At 71.4% G+C, this 709-nt stretch carries 1 protein-coding gene and 1 pseudogene; one reads left to right on the top strand and one right to left on the bottom strand.

Annotated features, from left to right (window positions below):
* Window positions 1–492, bottom strand: a 492-nt coding sequence (locus IY392_RS17605) for an enoyl-CoA hydratase-related protein (protein ID WP_228549589.1), incomplete at its 3' end; no start/stop codon positions are given.
* A 23-nt stretch (window positions 493–515) separates the two neighbouring features.
* On the opposite strand from IY392_RS17605, the pseudogene IY392_RS17600 reads away from it, so the two are divergent.
* Window positions 516–709, top strand: a pseudogene (locus IY392_RS17600) (O-succinylbenzoate synthase); the annotation flags it as partial.

Raw genomic sequence — 709 nt, 5'->3', positions numbered from 1 at the left:
GATCACCACCTTGGGCATGGTACGGATCAGCCGCTGCACCTCGAGGATGTGCAGCCGCCCGCCCTCGGCCTTCACCCGCGCCTGGTCGACCTTGTCGGCCGTCGCGCCGGCCACGTCCGAGTCGTGCTCGGTGGAGTACTGGTACCCGGACCGCCCACGGATGCGCTGGTCCCCGCCCGAGCAGAACGCCCAGCCGCCGTCCTTGGCGCTCGGCCCGTTGCCGGTGAACAGCACGGTCCCCACGTCGGGGGAGCGGCGCGCGTGGTCGAAGACCCGGTACAGCTCGTCCACGGTGTGCGGGCGGAAGGCGTTGCGCACCTCGGGGCGGTCGAAGGCGATCCGCACGATTCCGTCGGCCCGGCTCTCGCCCACGTGACGATGGTAGGTCAGGTCCGTGAGGTCCTCGCCGCTGCGAAAGCCCTCGACCTCCCGCCACTGCGACGGATCGAACGGGTTCGCGGTCTCGCCCTGCGCTGCGCTGCTCTCGGTCATGGGGTCGACGTTAGCGTGGAGGCATGACATCCGTACCGGGCCCCGAGTCGATCGACGATCTGCTCGCCCGCGTCCACGTGGTGGCCCTGCCGATGCGGGTCCGGTTCCGTGGCGTCACCGAGCGGGAGGTGGCACTGGTCGAGGGGCCGGCCGGGTGGGGCGAGTTCGGTCCCTTCCCGGAATACGACGACCCCGAGGCCGCCCACTGGCTGCGCTC

Origin of the sequence: Dietzia sp. SYD-A1 (assembly GCF_015356725.1) — a bacterium.
Classification (GTDB): Bacteria; Actinomycetota; Actinomycetes; order Mycobacteriales; family Mycobacteriaceae; genus Dietzia.
Note: the sequence above shows the minus strand (reverse complement) of the source record. Positions and strands in the feature narration are given on the sequence as shown.